This window comes from Streptomyces sp. NPDC059668 (assembly GCF_042734135.1).
In the GTDB taxonomy this organism is placed as follows: Bacteria; Actinomycetota; Actinomycetes; order Streptomycetales; family Streptomycetaceae; genus Streptomyces.
Genome location: NZ_JBHWEL010000023.1, coordinates 76,267 through 90,322 on the forward strand (window position 1 = coordinate 76,267; position 14,056 = coordinate 90,322).

The window sequence follows — 14,056 nt, forward strand, 5'->3', positions numbered from 1 at the left end:
AGGCGCGCCGAATCCCTGGCCGGAGCTTCCCGCCCGCGGGTGCCGTCCTGGGGTCTGTTCCGCCCGCCGGGCCGACTCTCCCCGCCGGCCGACTCTCCCCAGCGGTCGGTTCTCCCCGCCGGTCAGTTCTCCCCGCGCAGCGTCGTCAGCGCTCGTGCCGCCCGTGCGCGGACCTCGGCGTCGTGGTCCTCGGCCAGGGCGCGCAGCCGTTCGATGCCCTCGGTGTGGCCGGCGGGCAGCAGTCCGGCCAGTGCGTCGGCGACCGCCGCGCGCACCGCGGCCTCCTGGTGTTCCGCGTGGCGCAGGACCTCGGGGAGCGCGGCCGGGTCCTCGCGGCGGCCCAGGGCGACGACGGCGGCACGCGCGACCACGGGATGCCCGGTCTCGCGGGCGAGTTCGCGCAGCACCTGCCGGCTTCGAGGCGCGCGGGACCGGCCCAGTACGTCCGCCCCGAAGGCCTGCCGGAGCGGATCGGCGCCGCGGCACCACAGCATCGCCGCACGGAACGTGTCCTCGTCGCCGCGCAGGCCCAGAGCCGTCGCCGCCTCGGTCCAGTCGTCGTCGGCGGGGTCGGCGCGGCGCAGGGCGCGGGCGGCCAGTTCGGCGGCGGGGGCGGCGATGCCGAGGGACGTCTCCAGGAGGGTGGCGATGGCGGCGTGACCGGTCTGCTGATCGTTGCCGGACACGGGGTGCCCGGCGGGGTCGAGGAGTTGGACCTCGACGGTGATCCCGCCGTCCTCCGGGTAACGGTGCACGGCCGACGGGCGGCCGGGGCCGTAGGTCTGCTCCAGGCCCGCGCGGAGCGCGGCCTCCACGTCGACGGCCAGCCAGCGGTGCGCCTCGGCGAGTGCGGCGGACCGCTCCCGCGCTCCCCGCTGGAGGAGGGCGCGTACACAGCCCGGAGAGCCGCGGCGGGCCGCCGCCACGATCGGGGGCTCACCCGTCGGCCCCGGGCGGTCCGGGTCCGCACCGGCCGCGAGCAGTTCCGTCGCCACCGCGGCCCGGCCCCGCTGCACCGCCCAGGTCAGCGCCGTGAACCCGAACCCCTCCACGCGGTCGGGGCTCGCGCCGGCCGCCAACAGGGCCCGTACGACCTCCGTGTGGCCGCCGCAGGCCGCCCCGCACAGCGGTGCGTCCGTGCCCTGGCTGAGCCGGTCCGGGTCGGCGCCCGCGGCCAGCAGCAGCCGGACGACGTCCGGCCGGTCGCTGACCGCGGCCAGATACAGTGCCGTCCCGCCCTCCGAGTCCGCCGCCTCCGGGCTCGCGCCGGAGCGCAGCAGCCGTACCACCGCGTCCTTGTCACCCTCGTACACAGCGTTGAGGAGACGCGCCGCGGGGTCGTTCGTGCTCATCCTTCGACCCTCGCTCCTGAAGGAGGCACGAGGCAAAGCCTTTTGGGGTGTTCTGACTCACCTCGCCGATCCCGCGCGCCCCTTGCGCCGCGGCATCCCCCTACGTGTCGCACTCCAGCACCGTCCCGCACAGCGTGCAGCGGGCCCGCACCCGGCCCCGTACCGGCACCCGGATCCGCTGGTGGCAGGTCGGACAGGGGAAGGAGACGCGCAGCGGGCCGCGGCCGTCCGGGGTGAACGCGTAGGCGACGCCGGGGTGCGTGCCGGAGGCGGGGTGGTCCTGGGCGTGGCGCCGGTCCTTCGCGTAACGGCGGCGGCCCGCCCAGCCGGCCGCGGTCAGCGGGGGCTGCTGCTCGTCGCCGCGGGCCTTCGCCATGCCCTTCGTGTACGCGGTGTAGGCCTGCGGGCTGGTGAACCAGACGGAGGGGTCCTCGCCGAAGACCAGGGCGCGTTTGGCGAGGACGTAGCCGAACTCCTCGGGGGTGAGATAGCCGAGCTTCTGCGAGGAGGCCGCGTCCTCGCGGTAGGCGTCGAGCAGCAGCCAGCCCGCGCCGAGGTACGTCGCGGCGGTGTCCGTGAGGATCTCGTTGTCACGGGTGCCGGGGAAGGAGAGGTCGAGGCGGTGCAGACAGACATGCATCACCTCGTGGGCGAGCGCGGCGCCGATGTCCCTGCGATGGGTGCGGAAGCGGTCGTTGAGCTCGATGAAGTACTCGGGGCCCGCGGTGAGTTCGACGTTCGCGGCGTGCGTCATCTCGCGGAAGCCGATGATCATCCGGGCGTCCGGCAGACGGTAGTGGCGCACCATCTCGCGGGCCACCCGCTGCGCTCCCAGGTGCAGGTCGTCGCCGTCGCCGAAGGCCACGTCGACGGGGGCCACGCTGGTCGCGAAGGTCTGGACGGTGTCGTACGAGAGCCGTCTGTAGAGCGCGGTGATCGAGGCCCGCACCGTGTCCAGGTGCGGGTAGCCGTGTTCGACCGGTCCGCCGTTCGCCACGTCCGCACCCCCTGAAGACGCCGCCGTCCGCACTCCACTCTAAGGCGGGTTCCACCGCGCGGCCGGACGAGTGCGCGCGGTCGCGGGGGGTGCGACGGCGTGCGCCGGGGGAGCGGCTGGCCGAAAACGGGTTCTTGCCGATGCGCCCCCGGCGTCTCAATAATTCGCAAAGGCTTGGCGGGTACATGCCATTTCCGTGGCTCGTCGTGCTGCGCGCCGTGCCGTTCACCGCACGGCCCCCGCTGCCTCGACACACCGCGGGGTGCGCGGTTCGTGCCGCCGCCACGCCTCGACCCCCCACGAGAGGAAGCACGTTGAAGTCTCCGAAGAAGTTCACGGGCCTCAGAAGACTCCTCGCCCTCGGCGCCGTCGCCCTTGCCGCCGTCTCCCTCCAGCCCGTCTCCGCACAGGCCGCGCCCGCGCCCGTCGTCGGCGGAACCCGCGCCGCCCAGGGCGAGTTCCCCTTCATGGTCCGGCTCTCCATGGGCTGCGGCGGCGCCCTCTACACCCAGCAGATCGTGCTGACCGCCGCGCACTGCGTGAACGGCTCCGGCACCAACACCTCCATCACCGCCACCGCCGGCGTCGTCGACCTGCAGAGCACCAGCGCCGTCAAGGTCAAGTCGACGAAGGTGCTCCAGGCGCCCGGCTACAACGGCAAGGGCAAGGACTGGGCCCTCATCAAGCTCGCCACGCCCATCCAGCAGCCCACCCTGAAGATCGCCACCACCACCGCCTACAACAACGGGAACTTCACCGTCGCCGGCTGGGGTGCCACCCGCGAGGGCGGCGCCCAGCAGCGCTACCTCCTCAAGGCCACGGTCCCCTTCGTCAGCGACGCCGCCTGTCAACAGGCCTACGGCAGCGACCTCGTGCCCGGTGACGAGATCTGCGCCGGGTTCGTCCAGCAGGGCGGCGTCGACACCTGCCAGGGCGACTCCGGCGGACCCATGTTCCGCAAGGACGACTCCGGCGCGTTCGTCCAGGTCGGGATCGTCAGCTGGGGCCAGGGCTGCGCCGAGCCGGGATACCCCGGCGTCTACAGCGAGGTCTCGACCTTCGCGGCTGCCATCGCCAGGGCGGCGTCCACCCTCTAGCGCTTGACCGCACGGGTCGACCGGTCCGGTCGGACTGCCGCGGCGAGAGCGCGTCCGCTCCGGCGGACGCCGTTCTCGCCGCGGATGCGGACACGTTCGCGTTCGCGTCCGCGCCGTCGGGCTGCGAGGACGCCGGGGTGGCGGGCCTTGGCACTGCGACGGCGCAGGCTGGCGCGCGGGGCCCGGGACCGAGGAATCACCGGAGCCGGCTCCGGCGCGTCCGCCGCCACCGCGACCGACCGGCCCGGGGCAACGGCGGGACGGCCGAAGTCATGGACACCGGCTACGACCGCCCCACGGGAGCCTGCGGACCCGCCCGGGCCACCACAGGCGGCCCCGGTCGCCTGCACTGCCTGCGTCCCGCCTGTGCGTGCCTGTACGGCGCGGCCCGGTCCGCCGGGCCCGTCGGCCGGGGGGCCGGCGGGCTGTCACAGACGACCCTCGCCGCCTGCGCCGCCTGCGTCCCGCCCGCGCGTGCCTGTAACGGCGCGGCCCGACCTGCCGGGCCCATCGGCCGGGCGGGCTGGCTGTCACAGACGACCCCCGCCGCCCGCGCCGCGCCGCGCCTGAGCGTGCCCGGACGGTGCGCTTCCCGGCGTGGCCCGCCCCGCCGGGTCCGTCGGCCGGGCGGGCCGGCCCGGCGCCGGGTGGTCCGTCAGCCCAGGTCCGACAGGAGGGCGTTCAGTCCGCTCTCCTGCTGTGCCGGCGACATCGGCGGGTTGGAGTGATCGATACCGAAGGTCTTGAGCACCTGGTCCATCTTCGCGTCGATGGAGGTCCAGCCGGTGTCGTCCAGCGGCTGGAGCGAGGCCTGGTCGGCATCCCACAGGTCGCGCAGCGACTGGGCGGCCTTGTGGGCCCCGGCCGCGTCCCCCGAGCGTGCGTCCTTGAGCGAGGTGGACGCGAGGCTCCGCAGCACGTCGACCTTGGCGGGCGGGAAGTGCTTCACCGCCTGGCCGGGAGGCAGCTGGACGGCGGAAGTGGCGTCGGTCTCCGGCGCCGGGCCGACGTGCGGCTGACCGTGGGCCCAGACCAGCAGGGCGGCGGTGGCGACGGCCAGCACTCCGAAGCCGGCCAGCGCGACGCGCTCCCTGCGCGGGTTGCCGGTGACCTGCGCGGCGTGGGTCGCCTCGTGGGTCTCGGTCACGTCCGAGCGCGTCACCGTCAGGTAGACCACCGTCGCCAGGATCAGACCGAGGAAGATCAGGCTGGTGGTGAACGTGCCCAGCGCGAGACCGGTCGGCTCGCCCGGACCCTGGGCGACCTTCGGGGAGGCGAGCCAGTCGCCGATGTTCGCGCCCAGCGGGCGGGTCAGGATGTAGGCGAGCCAGAAGGACAGCACCGGGTTCGCGCCGGACCTCCACAGCGCCGTGATCGCCGCGATGAGGCCGAGCGGCAGCAACACGGACGCGCCCGGGCTCCATCCGGTCAGTTCCAGGGTCCAGTCGCCGGTCGCGGTACCGAGCGCGAAGGTGACGAGGACGGTCAGCCAGTAGAACGACTCCCGCGAGGGCGTGGTGACCGAGTGGATCGACAGCGTGCGCTCACGCAGCCACCACACGCCGAAGACCACGGCGAGCAGCACCGAGAAGACCGCGGAACTGATCCACAGCGGCACGTTCAGCTGGTCGGTCAGGATGTCGGTGTACAAGGTGCCCGTGACGCTGACAACGACCACGGTCAGCCAGTACGGGAACGGGACGTACCGCTTCAGCCGCAGCTGGACGACCAGGACCACCACCAGGACCGCGGTGAAGATCCAAGCCGTGTTCACCAGGCCGACGCCCAGCTGGGTGTTGATCCAGTCGGCGAAGCTCTCACCGACCGTCGTGCACAGGACCTTGATCACCCAGAACCAGACGGTGACCTCGGGAACCTTGTTGAGCATGAGCCGCCCGCTGCGCGTGCGTGCTTCCGTTGTCGTTGTCATGCAGGGAGGTTTACGCGGGGAACCTGCACGCAACCTGACTACGTGACCGCACGCGCGGCCGGGAGCGTCACCTCGACGTGACCGCGGCCGTCCGCGATCGCGCGGACCTCCGCACCGGCCGAGGCGGCGATGCGCCGCACCACCGGCAGCCCCAGTCCGTATCCGCTGCCGCCGGTCACACCCGCTTCGAAGACCCGGTCGACCTCCGCGGGATCGAACCCGGGGCCGTCGTCCAGGACATCGATCACGATCGCCGCACCCTGGACGCGCGCGGTGATCCACACACGCGACCGCGCATGCCGCAGGCCGTTCTCCAGCAGGGGCGACAGCAGCGCCACGGCGACCTCGGCTCCCACGGCGACCTCGGCCTTCGCGGGAAAGGCGACCTCCACCGCGCGGCCGGCGATCGCCTGCCGCGCCGCGGAGCGCAGATCGCACCGGGTCCCCTCGTCCGTCCGGGCGCGCGCGGCGCCCAGAATCGTGGTGATCGCCGCGTCGAGGCGGTCGACCTCGCTCAGCACCGCCTCCGGCGGCACCGGCTCACCGGACATCTGCGCCAGCTGCGCCTCGCCCCGCAGGACCGTGAGCGGTGTCCGCAGCTCGTGGGCGATCTCGTCGGTGAGCCGGCGCTCGTCCGCCAGCGCGTTGTCCACGCGCTCCAGGAGACGGTCCAGGGTCTGCCCCAGTTCACCGAACTCGTCGCGGGGGACACCGAGGTCGAAACGGCGCCCGGGTTCGTGATGGCCCCAGTCGTCGGCGAGGGCGGCCATCTCGTGAACCACCCGCAGCGCGCGGCGCACCACGAGGTGCGCGACACCGCCGGCGAGCAGGACGGCGAGGCCGCCCAGGATCAGCGACAGGGTCAGGCTGTGCTGCTCCGACGTCTCGTAGGGCGTGAGGTCCACCCGGACGATCACCACGACGTGGTGGCCGTCGGCCGAGACCTGCCGCGCGTACAGGAGGTAGTGGTCGACGGCGGCGGTCTGCGACCGCCGTGAGCCCGCCAGCGCCTCGACGCGCCCCACCACGCCCGCCGGTACGTTCCCGTCGACCAGACGGCCGTCGGCGTACACCCAGGCGACGTCGTCCAGCGCCTCGCTGCCGTTCTCCGTCAGCACGACCCGGCCGCCCACGACGCTGACGTTCGCCGCGACCGCCTCGGCGCGGGCACGCGCCAGATCGCGCGCGTCGGCGTCCGTCACCCCGCTCAGCAGCACGTGCGAGACCACGACCAGGATCGCGACCACGGCGGTGGCGATCAGCACCGTGAGCGCGACGACCCTTCTGCGGAATCCCGTCACTGCCATCGGTAACCCACACCGCGGACGGTCGCCAGACGCTCGGCCACACCCAGCGGACCGAGCTTGGTCCGCAGCCGGCGCACGAAGGAGTCGAGGGTGTTGTCGCTGACCTGCGCTCCGTGCGGCCAGCCGGCGGCGATGAGGGCGTGGCGGCGCACCGCGTCACCCGGCGAGGCGATCAGGCGGCCCAGCAGCCGGAACTCGGTCGGGGTCAGGCTCATGCTCACCGAGGCGTGGGTCACCACGTGCTTCGCCGGGTCGAGGACGACCTCGCGCGGTGTGGGTGTCACGGTGGCCCGGCGCAGCAGCGCCCGGACACGGACCAGCAGTTCCGGGATGTCGAAGGGCTTGGTCATGTAGTCGTCGGCGCCGGCCTCGAAGCCGCCCACCTTGTGATGCAGGCCGTCCAGGGCGGTGAGCATCAACACCGGTGCGTCGAAGCCGCGTGCCCGGAGCGCCAGGCAGACGTCGCGGCCGTCGGCGTCCGGGAGCCCGAGGTCCAGGACGACCAGATGCGGCGCCGGTGCGAGCTGCCGCAGCAGGCTGTCGGCCGTGGCGGCGACGGAGACGTCGTGGCCGTCGTGCTCCAGGGCGCGCTTGAGGACGCCACGGACCGCCGCGTCGTCCTCGCACACCATGATGAAAGCCACGTGCCGACCCTAGATACTCCCGCCCCGGTTCACCATCTTCCCTGGTCAGACGCCCTGGCGGTCGGGAGAGACATCGTGCGCCCCGGTCGGAGCCGGGCCGCGCAGAACCGGCGGCACCGGCCCGGCGGACCCCCCGCCCGCCCCCTGGAACTCCAGGACCCACACCTCGTTGGCCCCCTCGCGCAGTACCGGCCCGGGCACGTACAGCGACCGCTGCGGACCCGCCGACCAGTAGCGGCCGAGATTGAACCCGTTGATCCACACGAACCCCCGCGTCCAGCCGGGAAGATCGAGAATGGCGTCCCCGGCGCCGCGCACCTCCACCGTGCCGCGGTACAGACCCCGGGCGCCCTCCCCGGGCAGCCCGGCGAACGGCACCCCGCCGACACCGTCGTCGAACGCGTCGAGACGCAGCCCGCGGGCCCGCACCCCGTGCAGATACTGCCGCTCGTGCAGCACACCCCCGGTGATGCCCTTGGGCTCGCCCGAACGCGGCCCGTAGTTGACCCTGCCCAGCGACTCCACCCACATCTCCACCCGCGCGTTCCCCGCGACGGGCTCCTCGAGCCGGGAGTCGTCCTCGGTCAGCACCCCGGCCGCCGCTCCGTCGACGTACACCACCGCCAGGTCCCGCAGCCCGCGCAACAGCAGCGGATACGGCCTCCGCGGCCCCGGCACGGTCAGCTCGTACCTGACCAGCCCCCGGTCCACGTCCAGCTCCTCGAAGGTCGGAGGCACCGCGTACTCGTCCTCCGGACCGCCCAACGCCTCCAGCACGGCGTCCGGCGACGCCCACTCCCGCAGATCCACGACCGCGGACGCCCCCAGCGGCGCCGGGGCCGGCGGCACGTCCGGCAGCGGCCCCTCCGCGTAATCGGCCAGAACCTCCCGGAAGCGCCAGAACTTCTCCGTGGGCCGCCCCAGTTCGTCGAGGGGCGCGTCGTAGTCGTACGACGTGACATCCGGCTCCAACGGGCCCTCATGGAGCGCTCCACCGCCCCGGTTCGCACCCGCCCAGCCCGCGAAGTTCGTTCCCCCGTGCGCCATGTACAGATTGACCGACGCCCCGCACTCCAGGATCTCGCGCAGCGCGTCCGCCGCGTCCCCCGGATCCCGTACGACGTGCTCACCGCCCCAGTGGTCGAACCAGCCGCACCAGAACTCCATGCACATCAGCGGCCCCCCGGGCCGGTGCCGGCGCAGGATCGCGAACGCCTCACGCGCGCGGGAGCCGAAATTGACCGTCGCGAGGACACCGGGGACCGAGCCACCGGTGAGCATGTGGTCCTCGGGACCGTCCGAGGTGAACAGCGGGACGCCCACCCCCTGATCACGCAGCACGTCGGCCAGACGCCGCAGATACACCTGGTCGGATCCGTAACTGCCGTACTCGTTCTCGACCTGCACCATCAGCACGGGACCACCCCGGTCGATCTGCCGGGACACGATCTCGGGCAGCAGCCGGCAAAACCAGCGCTCCACCGCCCGCACGTACTCCTCGTCCCTGGTCCGCGGACGGCCCGTCAGCCAGTGCGGCAGCCCGCCGTTCTCCCACTCCGCACAGATGTAGGGGCCGGGCCGCACGATCGCCCACAGGCCCGCCTCCCGCGCCGCGTCCAGGAACCGCCCCAGCGCCCCCACGTCACGGAAGACTCCCGGCCGCGGCTCGTGCAGGTTCCACGGGACGTACGTCTCCACACAGTTGAGCCCCATCGCCCGCAGCATCCCGAGCCGGTGACCCCACTGCTCCTCACGCACCCGGAAGTAGTGCAGCGCCCCGGACAGCAGCCGCACCGGCCGCCCGTCCAGCAGAAAATCCGTGTCCCCCACCGTGAACTCGCTCATGGGCCCACCCTCACCCCCTGGCGGCGACCACGTCCATGGACAAAGATCACCTCTGGTTGGACCGAAGGACGACACCGGCCGCACCGGCGGGAGGCCAGCGGATGCACCACACCTGGATGCGGTACCTCACCCCCGCCCCCGTCCACCACCGGCTCGGCCTCAGCTGCCTCGGAGTCGGCCTCCAGCACGGCGAACTGCCCCCCGTCGGGCCGCGCACCCTCGACCACCACGTCGCCGTCGTCGTCAGCGCGGGCGGCGGCTGGCTCCAGGACCCCGACGGACACCGCCACACCGTCACCGCGCCCGCCCTGCTCTGGCTCACCCCCGGCGTACCCCACCACTACGGCCCCGACCCCAGCTGGGACGAGTGCTTCGTCGACTTCACGGGACCCGCGACCACCGCCTACACCGAACTCGGCTACATCGAACCGGACCGCCCCGTCGTCCCCCTCTCGGACACGGCCGGGGCCCGCGCCACCGTCGCCCGCATCGCCCGCGCCGCCCGCCGCGACAACCCCCTCCTGGAGGTCGAGACCGGCGCCGCCGTCCACGAACTCCTCGTCGCGCTGCGCCGCGCCCGCGCCGATCTCGCCCCCGACGGCGACCCGGTCCTGCACGCCCTGGCCCGGGACGCCTTCCAGCCGCTGTCCGTCGCCGAACACGCGGCCCGGCACGGCATGACCCCCGCCGAACTGCGCGGCGCCGTCCGCCGCGCCGCCGGCCGCAGCCCCAAGGACTACCTCCTCGCCGTCCGCCTCGACCGCGCCAAGGAACTCCTCGCCGCCACCGAACTCCCCGTCGCCGCCGTGGCCCGACGCGTCGGCTACGAGGACCCCGCCTACTTCTCCCGCCTGTTCACCCGCCGCGTCGGCACGGCTCCGGCCCGCTTCCGCGCACAACAGGGCCGCACCCCGCCCGGCGCCCGCACCGACCGCGCCCCCGGCCCCCACGATCCGCCCCCGGCCGGCCGGCCGCACGCCACGTAGGCTGGTCGACCATGACCACCAGCAACACCGGCGACGCGACCGGCCCCACCGGCGACGCGGCCGACGACAGCGGCGACGCGACCACCACCCCCCGCCACGCGACCGGCGACGGAACCGGCCACGCGACCGGCGACGGGAGCCGCCACGCGACCGGCGACGGGAGCCGCCACGCGACCGGCAACGGAACCGGCCACGCGACCGGCGACGGGACCCGCCACACGACCGGCCGAGCCGGTGCGGACGCCGACGCGGCGGTACGCGCCGAACTCGCCCGGCTGCGCGACAGCATCGACAACATCGACGCCGCCGTCGTCCACATGCTCGCCGAACGCTTCAAATGCACCCAGCAGGTCGGCCACCTCAAAGCAGCCCACCAACTGCCGCCCGCCGACCCCTCCCGCGAGGCCCAGCAGATCGCCCGGCTGCGCCGGCTCGCCGAGAACGCCAAGCTGGATCCGGCCTTCGCGGAAAAGTTGCTGAATTTCATCATTGCCGAGGTCATCCGCCACCACGAGAGCATCGCGGACGGCACGGGACAGGCCACCGGGACCACGGGGGAGTGACACCGGGTGCCCCCAGCGGGCATCCTGCGCGAAGCACTCCTGTCAGGTGTCAGGCCAAGGGCACATGCCGCCCGTCCATGCGCGCCCGGACCGGCGGACGCCCGAGCGAGGGGACGTGTCGGGCCATGCCGTCGGATGCCAAGATCCTCATCGTCGACGACCACGAGGACACGCTGTACGCGCTGGAAAGCGCCCTGGCCCCACTCGGCCACCGCGTGACCCGCGCGACCAGCGGCGACGGCGCCCTCAAGGAAGTCCTGCGCGGCCACATCGGACTGCTCCTCCTCGACGTACGCATGCCCGGCGTCAGCGGCCTCGACGTCGTCCGCTACATGCGGCGCCTGGAGCAGACCCAGCACATCCCCGTCATCCTGATCACCGGCTTCGGCCCGGACACCGAACTGTCCGCCACCGCCTACGCGCTCGGCGTCGCCGACCTCGTCATGAAACCCGTCGACCCCTGGACCCTGCGCACCAAGGTCCGCTACCTCTACGACAGCCACCGCCGCCGCCAGGCCCTCGAACAGGAACTGCGCACACTGCGCGCCGAGGTCGACGCCGCCCACCACCCCCGGGAACGCAACCCCCACCACACCCTGGAACAGGACCGCACCCCCTGACCAGGCCGGACATAAGCCGCATGCCGGGCTGCCCCTGTGCCCTGCCGGAGCCATCAGGCAGCATGTCCCCATGTCCGTACTGACGCGCGACGAAGCGCAGACCCGTGCCAAGCTCCTCGACGTCCACCACTACGGGATCGAACTCGACCTGACCGGCGGGAACGAGACCTTCGACTCCCGGACCGTCATCCGGTTCACCGCCCGCGCCGACGCGGACACCTTCGTCGAGCTGAAGCCCGCCGAGCTGCGCTCCGCCACCCTCGACGGACAGCCCCTCGACCCCGAGACCCTCGACGAGAACAGGCTGCCCCTCAAAGGCCTGACCGAGGGCGAACACGAACTGCGCCTCGACACCGTCATGCACTACTCCCGCACCGGCGAGGGCATGCACCGCTTCACCGACCCCACCGACGGCGAGACCTACCTCTACACCCAGCTGTTCATGGACGACGTCCAGCGCGTCTTCGCCGCCTTCGACCAACCCGACCTGAAGGCCGTCTTCGACCTCTCCGTCACCGCACCCGAAGGCTGGACCGTCCTCGCCAACGGCATCACCGAACACCTCGGAGAGGGCCGCTGGAAAGCCGCCACCACCCCACCGATCTCCACCTACCTCGTCGCCGTCGCCGCGGGCCCCTGGCACTCCGTCCGCACCGAACACCGCGGCCTCCCCTTCGCCATCCACTGCCGCCGCTCGCTCGCCCCCCACCTGGACACCGACGCCGACGAGATCCTCGACGTCACCCGCGCCTGCTTCGACCGCTACCACGAGAAGTTCGACGAGCCCTACCCCTTCGACTCCTACGACCAGGCGTTCGTCCCCGAATTCAACGCCGGCGCCATGGAGAACCCCGGCCTCGTCACCTTCCGCGACGAGTTCGTCTACCGCTCCGCCGTCACCGACACCGAACGCCAGACCCGCGCCATGGTCATCGCCCACGAAATGGCCCACATGTGGTTCGGCGACCTCGTCACCCTGCGCTGGTGGGACGACATCTGGCTCAACGAGTCCTTCGCCGAGTACATGGGCTACCAGACCCTCACCGAAGCCACCCGCTTCACCGACACCTGGACCGAATTCGGCGTCACCCGCAAACCCTGGGGCTACGACGCCGACCAGCGCCCCTCCACCCACCCCGTCGCCCCCGACCCGGACGCCGTCCCCGACACCGCGTCCGCCATGCTCAACTTCGACGGCATCTCCTACGCCAAGGGCGCCTCCGCCCTGCGCCAACTCGTCACCTGGCTCGGCGAGAAGGACTTCCTGGCCGGCATCAACACCCACTTCGCCCGCCACAAGTTCGCCAACGCCACCCTCGCCGACTTCATCGACTCCCTCGCCGCCGCCACCGAACGCGACGTCCACGCCTGGGCCGCCGCCTGGCTGCGCACCACCGGCGTCGACCTCCTCCGCCCCGCGCTCACCGAGACCCAGGGCACCTGGCACCTCACCGTCGAACACCACGGCAGCCGCCCCCACCGCATCGCCGTCGGCGCCTACGACACCGTCCCCGGCGAGGACAGGCGACTCGTACCCCGCGACCGCTTCGAGACCGACGTACCGCAGAACGCCCCCGCCGAACTCGGCCCCGGCCGCCGCCCCGCCCTGCTCCTCCTCAACGACGGCGACCTCACCTACGCCAAGATCCGCTTCGACACCGACTCCTTCCGGACCGTCCGCGACGCCCTCTCCGGCCTGCCCGAACCCCTCACCCGCGCCGTCGTCTGGAACGCCCTGCGCGACGCCGTCCGCGACGGCGAACTGCCCGCCATGGACTACGTGGACGCCGCCCGCACCCACCTCCCGCACGAGACCGACCTCGCCCTCGTCCAAGGCGTCCTGACCTTCGCCGCCACCCAGGTCGCCGGCCGCCTCCTGCCCGCCGAGGACCGTCCGGCCGCCCTCGCCACCCTCACCGACCTCTGCCGCGACCTCCTGCGCCGCACCGAGGACGGCGACAACCCGGGACTGCGCCTCACCGCCGTACGCCACTACATCGACGTCGCCGCGCACCCCGACACCATCAGCGCCTGGTTCTCCGAGGGCACCGTCCCCGGCGGCCCCGAACTCGACCCCGAACTGCGCTGGCGCGTCCTCGGCCGCCTCGCCGTCCTCGGCGCCATCGACGACGCCGTCATCGAGGCCGAACTCGTCCAGGACCCCAGCGCCACCGGCCAGGAAGGCGCCGCCCGCTGCCGCGCCGCGCTGCCCGACCCCGAGGCCAAACGACGCGCCTGGGACGAGATGTTCGCCTCCGACCACCTCTCCAACTACCTGTTCACCGCGACCGCCCAGGGCTTCTGGCAACCCGAACAGGCCGACCTCGTACGGGAGTACGTCGAGCGCTACTGGCCCGACGCCGTGGCACTCGCCGCCCGCCGCGGCCCCGCCATCGCCGACGCCGCCGGCCGCTACGCCTTCCCCGCCCACGCGGTCACCCAGGAGACCCTCACCCTCGGCGAGGCCTGCCTGCGCGACGCCGACCCCATCCCCGCGCTGCGCCGCAAGCTCGTCGACCAACTCGACGACCTGGCAAGGGCACTGAAGGTACGAGAGGCGAGCCGCAGCTAGATCCCCCGGAACGCGGGGGGCCCCCCCCCGGCCCGCCCGGCGCGCCCCCCCCCCCCCGCCCCCCGCCCCCCCCCCCCCCCAATATGGAAGGGGCCCCCGCCCCCCGCGGCCCCGGACACACCGCTCCCCCGAAAGCCGCGCCA

10 protein-coding genes and 1 pseudogene are annotated in these 14,056 nt (G+C 73.1%); 5 read left to right on the forward strand and 6 right to left on the reverse strand.

Annotation, left to right across the window (positions count from 1 at the left end):
* Positions 1 to 122: 122 nt before the first annotated feature.
* Together ACFV2J_RS18925 and ACFV2J_RS18930 are read right to left on the reverse strand one after the other, a co-directional pair.
* On the reverse strand, positions 123 to 1,352 hold the full coding sequence (locus ACFV2J_RS18925; RefSeq protein ID WP_385095259.1) for an ankyrin repeat domain-containing protein: 1,230 nt from the start codon (positions 1,350 to 1,352) through the stop codon (positions 123 to 125).
* Positions 1,353 to 1,452: 100 nt separating this feature from the next.
* Positions 1,453 to 2,349 carry a hypothetical protein gene (locus ACFV2J_RS18930; RefSeq protein ID WP_385095256.1) on the reverse strand — a complete coding sequence of 299 codons (897 nt, stop codon included), beginning with the start codon at positions 2,347 to 2,349 and terminating at the stop codon, positions 1,453 to 1,455.
* Positions 2,350 to 2,663: 314 nt separating this feature from the next.
* On the opposite strand from ACFV2J_RS18930, the gene ACFV2J_RS18935 reads away from it, so the two are divergent.
* The gene (locus ACFV2J_RS18935) at positions 2,664 to 3,446 is read left to right on the forward strand and encodes a serine protease (RefSeq protein ID WP_385095253.1); all 783 of its coding nucleotides are present in this window, start codon (positions 2,664 to 2,666) and stop codon (positions 3,444 to 3,446) included.
* A 655-nt stretch (positions 3,447 to 4,101) separates the two neighbouring features.
* On the opposite strand, the gene ACFV2J_RS18940 is transcribed toward ACFV2J_RS18935, so the two are convergent.
* From ACFV2J_RS18940 to ACFV2J_RS18955, 4 genes are read right to left on the reverse strand one after another with little or no spacing between them, the layout of a single operon-like run.
* Positions 4,102 to 5,376 carry a hypothetical protein gene (locus ACFV2J_RS18940; protein WP_385439627.1) on the reverse strand — a complete coding sequence of 425 codons (1,275 nt, stop codon included), beginning with the start codon at positions 5,374 to 5,376 and terminating at the stop codon, positions 4,102 to 4,104.
* 38 nt (positions 5,377 to 5,414) lie between these two features.
* A complete protein-coding gene (locus tag ACFV2J_RS18945; RefSeq protein ID WP_385095337.1) occupies positions 5,415 to 6,683 on the reverse strand; it encodes a sensor histidine kinase in 1,269 nt (422 codons plus the stop codon).
* Complete coding sequence (locus ACFV2J_RS18950) at positions 6,674 to 7,327, reverse strand: response regulator transcription factor (protein WP_385095340.1); 654 nt, start codon at positions 7,325 to 7,327, stop codon at positions 6,674 to 6,676. Before ACFV2J_RS18950 ends, ACFV2J_RS18945 begins: the two co-directional genes overlap by 10 nt.
* Before the next feature lie 45 nt (positions 7,328 to 7,372).
* Positions 7,373 to 9,172 carry a beta-galactosidase family protein gene (locus tag ACFV2J_RS18955; RefSeq protein ID WP_385095343.1) on the reverse strand — a complete coding sequence of 600 codons (1,800 nt, stop codon included), beginning with the start codon at positions 9,170 to 9,172 and terminating at the stop codon, positions 7,373 to 7,375.
* 101 nt (positions 9,173 to 9,273) lie between these two features.
* Between ACFV2J_RS18955 and ACFV2J_RS18960 the strand changes: the two genes are divergently transcribed.
* The 4 genes and pseudogenes from ACFV2J_RS18960 (at position 9,274) to pepN (ending at position 13,913) form a co-directional block, all read left to right on the forward strand.
* Entirely contained in the window at positions 9,274 to 10,158 is an 885-nt protein-coding gene (locus ACFV2J_RS18960; RefSeq protein ID WP_385439631.1) for an AraC family transcriptional regulator, read from the forward strand.
* A gap of 236 nt (positions 10,159 to 10,394) precedes the next feature.
* Positions 10,395 to 10,721, forward strand: a pseudogene (locus tag ACFV2J_RS18965) (chorismate mutase); the annotation flags it as partial.
* A 125-nt stretch (positions 10,722 to 10,846) separates the two neighbouring features.
* Positions 10,847 to 11,341, forward strand: coding sequence for a two-component system response regulator (locus ACFV2J_RS18970; protein WP_385084234.1), 495 nt, complete (start codon positions 10,847 to 10,849; stop codon positions 11,339 to 11,341).
* 70 nt (positions 11,342 to 11,411) lie between these two features.
* The gene (gene pepN, locus ACFV2J_RS18975) at positions 11,412 to 13,913 is read left to right on the forward strand and encodes an aminopeptidase N (RefSeq protein ID WP_385084236.1); all 2,502 of its coding nucleotides are present in this window, start codon (positions 11,412 to 11,414) and stop codon (positions 13,911 to 13,913) included.
* Positions 13,914 to 14,056 lie beyond the last annotated feature (143 nt).

Bases quoted from the DNA above. Each gene is read 5' to 3' on its own strand.
- ACFV2J_RS18960 (WP_385439631.1), top strand. From the start codon at position 9,274: ATGCACCACACCTGGATGCGGTACCTCACCCCCGCCCCCGTCCACCAC.
- pepN (WP_385084236.1), top strand. From the start codon at position 11,412: ATGTCCGTACTGACGCGCGACGAAGCGCAGACCCGTGCCAAGCTCCTC.
- ACFV2J_RS18925 (WP_385095259.1), bottom strand. From the start codon at position 1,352: ATGAGCACGAACGACCCCGCGGCGCGTCTCCTCAACGCTGTGTACGAG.
- ACFV2J_RS18970 (WP_385084234.1), top strand. From the start codon at position 10,847: ATGCCGTCGGATGCCAAGATCCTCATCGTCGACGACCACGAGGACACG.
- ACFV2J_RS18955 (WP_385095343.1), bottom strand. From the start codon at position 9,172: ATGAGCGAGTTCACGGTGGGGGACACGGATTTTCTGCTGGACGGGCGG.
- ACFV2J_RS18940 (WP_385439627.1), bottom strand. From the start codon at position 5,376: ATGACAACGACAACGGAAGCACGCACGCGCAGCGGGCGGCTCATGCTC.
- ACFV2J_RS18945 (WP_385095337.1), bottom strand. From the start codon at position 6,683: ATGGCAGTGACGGGATTCCGCAGAAGGGTCGTCGCGCTCACGGTGCTG.